Source organism: Frankia sp. CoWAU3, from assembly GCF_977971855.1.
Window position 1 is genome coordinate 5726 of sequence record NZ_CDWWXB010000011.1, and the last position, 3789, is coordinate 9514.

Annotated in this window: 1 protein-coding gene and 2 pseudogenes; all 3 read left to right on the plus strand. The window is 70.5% G+C overall.

All coding sequences use genetic code 11. The features are described from left to right. Positions 1-252: pseudogene (locus AC08ON_RS02470) on the plus strand (branched-chain amino acid ABC transporter substrate-binding protein); the annotation flags it as partial. Positions 253-467: 215 nt separating this feature from the next. Next, positions 468-3188, plus strand: a complete 2721-nt coding sequence (gene polA, locus AC08ON_RS02475; RefSeq protein ID WP_476606275.1) for a DNA polymerase I — start codon at positions 468-470, stop codon at positions 3186-3188. A 250-nt stretch (positions 3189-3438) separates the two neighbouring features. Beyond that, positions 3439-3789, plus strand: a pseudogene (locus AC08ON_RS02480) (putative bifunctional diguanylate cyclase/phosphodiesterase); the annotation flags it as partial.

Below are 3789 nucleotides of genomic sequence, written 5' to 3' on the forward strand. Positions count from 1 at the left end.
CGGCCTGGAACCTATTCCGGCGAGGCTTATGACGCCACGAACGCCGTCATCGAGGTGCTGCGCCGGCTCGGTAGCGGCGCGACGCGGGAGGCCGTGCTCGCCCGGTTCGGCTCGGTCGACATTCCCGGGGTCACCAAGCGCATCAGATTCCGGAAGAATGGTGAGGTCGAGGGCTCGACGGTCTACGTGTACGAGGTCCGGGCCGGGAAACGGGCCGTGCTCGGCCCGGTCAGCTCCCTCGTCAGACCGTAACCGGCGGATCCGACCGACCGGCGGAGCGACGTGGTCGACGCATCGGTCCGCCCGCTCGCGGCGAAACTGTCCGACCCACGGCCTAAACTCGCCGCGTGTCCGTCACCACTTCGTCCCCCACCTCGTCCCCCACCTCGTCTCCGTCCGGGAGCCGCTCGGCAGCGTCCGCCACCGGGGCCACCGGGGCCACCGGGGCCACCGGGGCCGGCCCGGCCGTGTCCTCGCCGAGTCCCGCGCCATCGAGCCCCGCGAAGTCGACCCCGGCAACGCCCCGGTTGTTGCTGCTTGACGGGCACTCGCTGGCCTACCGTGCCTTCTACGCGCTGCCGGTGGAGAACTTCTCCACCACCACGGGCCAGCCGACGAACGCGGTGTACGGATTCACCTCCATGCTCATCAACGTCCTGCGCGACGAGCGGCCGACCCATGTCGCCGTGGCGTGGGACCTGCCGACCCCGACCTTCCGGCACACCCAGTACGCCGAGTACAAGGCCGGTCGGGGCGAGACCCCGGCCGACTTCGTCGGCCAGGTCAGCCTCATCCACCAGGTGTGCGACGCCCTCGCGGTGCCGGGGGTCAGCGCGCCGGGATACGAGGCCGACGACGTGATCGCCACGCTCGCGACCCTGGGCGCGGCCGAGGGGATGGACGTGCTGGTCGTCACGGGTGACCGTGACGCGCTGCAGCTGGTCGACGAGCGGGTGACGGTGCTGATGACCCGCAAGGGCATCAGTGACATGGTCCGCTTCACCCCCGACGAGGTGCAGGCGAAGTACGGCCTGTCCCCGGTGCAGTACCCGGACTTCGCGGCCCTGCGCGGGGATCCCTCCGACAACCTGCCGTCGGTGCCGGGGGTGGGGGAGAAGACCGCCACCAAGTGGATCCAGCAGTTCGGCTCGCTGGCCGAACTGGTCGATCATGCCGACGAGATCGGCGGGAAGACCGGGGCGTCGCTGCGGGCCCACCTGTCCGAGGTCATCCGCAACCGTTCCCTGACGGAGCTGTCCCGTGACGTGCCGCTCGACGTCGTCCCCGCCGGCTTGCGGATGCGGCCCTGGGACCGGGAGGCCGTCCACCAGCTGTTCGACACGCTGCAGTTCCGGGTGCTGCGGGAGCGGCTCTACGCGGCCCTCGCGATCGCGCCGCCTCCCGCCGACGAGGGGTTCGAGATCGAGCTGACCGTGCTCGGGCCGGGCGAGGTGGCCCGGTGGCTCGCCGAGCACGCCCACAGGGTCGGCCGTACCGGCCTGCACGCCCGGGGCACCTGGGGGCGCGGCACCGGTGTGCTCGCCGGTCTCGCGCTGGCCGCGGCCGGCGGTGCCGCGGCCTGGATCGACCCGACGCTGCTCACCCCCGCGGACGTGGCGGCGCTGGGCACCTGGCTCGCCGATCCGAACCAGCCGAAGGCCGCCCACGACGTGAAGGGGCCGATGCTGGCCCTGACCGAGCTTGGCCTGCCGCTCGCCGGTGTCACCAGCGACACCGCGCTCGCGGCCTATCTGGCTCTGCCTGGCCAGCGGTCCTTCGACCTGGCCGATCTCGTCGCCCGGTACCTGCATCGCGACCTGTCCGCCGACCCCGTCCCGGGCGGCCAGCAGCTGACCCTCGACGGCTCCGGCGAGGCCGACCAGGCGCACGCGGACGCCGTGCGGGCCCGGGCCTGCCTCGAGCTCGCCGACGCCCTCGACGCGGACCTCGAACGCCGCTCCGCCGCCACCCTGCTGCGGGACATCGAACTCCCGCTGGTCACGGTCCTGGCCGGCATGGAGCGGGCCGGCATCGTCGTGGACTCCGAGCACCTGACCGAGCTGCAGAAGCACTACGGCGGCGAGGTCAGCGCGGTCGCCGCGCAGGCCCACGAGATCGTCGGCCGGCCGTTCAACCTGGGCTCCCCCAAGCAGCTGCAGCAGATCCTCTTCGACGAGCTGGGCCTGCCCAAGACCAAGAAGATCAAGACCGGTTACACCACGGACGCCGACGCCCTCGCCTGGCTGGCGGTCCAGTCCGACCATCCGCTCCTGCCGGTGCTGCTGCGGCACCGCGACGTGGCCCGCCTCAAGACGGTCGTCGACTCGCTGATCCCCATGATCGACGATATTGGGCGCATCCACACCACGTTCAACCAGACGATCGCCGCGACCGGCCGGCTCTCCTCCGCGGACCCGAACCTGCAGAACATCCCGATCCGGACGGCCGAGGGGCGCCAGATCCGCCGGGCCTTCGTCGTCGGCGCGGGCTACGAGACGCTGCTGACGGCGGACTACTCGCAGATCGAGATGCGGATCATGGCTCATCTTTCGGGTGACGAGGGCCTCATCGAGGCGTTCGGCTCCGGCGAGGACCTGCACACCTTCGTGGCCGCCGAGGCGTTCGGCCTGCCGGTCTCCGAGGTCGACCCGGAGCTGCGCCGGCGGATCAAGGCGATGTCGTACGGCCTGGCCTACGGGTTGTCCGCGTTCGGCCTCGCCGGGCAGCTCGGCATCGCGCCGGACGAGGCCCGGGAGCACATGGACGCCTACTTCGCCCGGTTCGGCGGGGTCCGCGACTTCCTGCGTGGGGTCGTGGAACGGGCCCGCAAGGACGGCTACACCGAGACGATCCTCGGCCGCCGTCGCTACCTGCCCGATCTGACCAGCGACAACTCCCAGCGGCGGCAGATGGCCGAGCGGATGGCGTTGAACGCGCCGATCCAGGGTTCCGCCGCGGACATCATCAAGATTGCGATGTTGGGGGTCGACCGGGCGCTGTGTGCCGGGGGGTACGCCTCCCGGCTGCTGCTCCAGGTGCACGACGAACTCGTCCTCGAGATCGCGTCCGGCGAGCACGATGCGGTCGAGCGGCTGGTCCGGGCCGAGATGACCTCCGCGTACACCATGTCGGTGCCGCTCGACGTGAGCGTCGGCGCCGGCTGCACCTGGGACGACGCGGCGCACTGAGCGTTCCTGTTACCGAGTGTTCTTGTTACCGAGCGTTCCTGTACCCGGATGTCATTTTTGCGCCGAATTACTCCGCTGGCTTCCCGGATTTTCCGTCGTCTCCGGTATCAGTCGAGGAATTGTACCGAACCGTGAAATTGCATCGGTGCCGGGAAGCTGCTGGCTATGATGTCGGTCACGCCGGATCGACGGCTATGTTGGAAGGAAGCCTGACCCGGTCCTGTCGCCGTCGTGCACCGTGACCTCTCGGATGCGGGGTCGTTGCGACACCCGGAGCGACGTCCCGCTCGGTGCGGTTCGTCCCTGTTCGGTCCGCCTGATCCGCTCGGTCCGTTCGGTCGGGCTCATCGCGGGTCAGTGCGGGAGGAAGCGGTTTTTGATCAGCGGGCGTACGTTCGCCGGCCGTCGGCGTTTTCTCGTGGTCACCCCTGCGATCGCGGCGGTGCTCTTCCTGCTCGCCGGGTGCATTCCGGGCTCCCCGGGTTATCTGCGCTGGGGAAACTGGCTGGGTCTGGTGGTCGCGGTCGGTAACGCCGTCGTCGGGCTGGTGGCCAACCCGAGAGGGCGCTGGATTCCGCCCGTCGCCGTCGCCTCGCTCGCC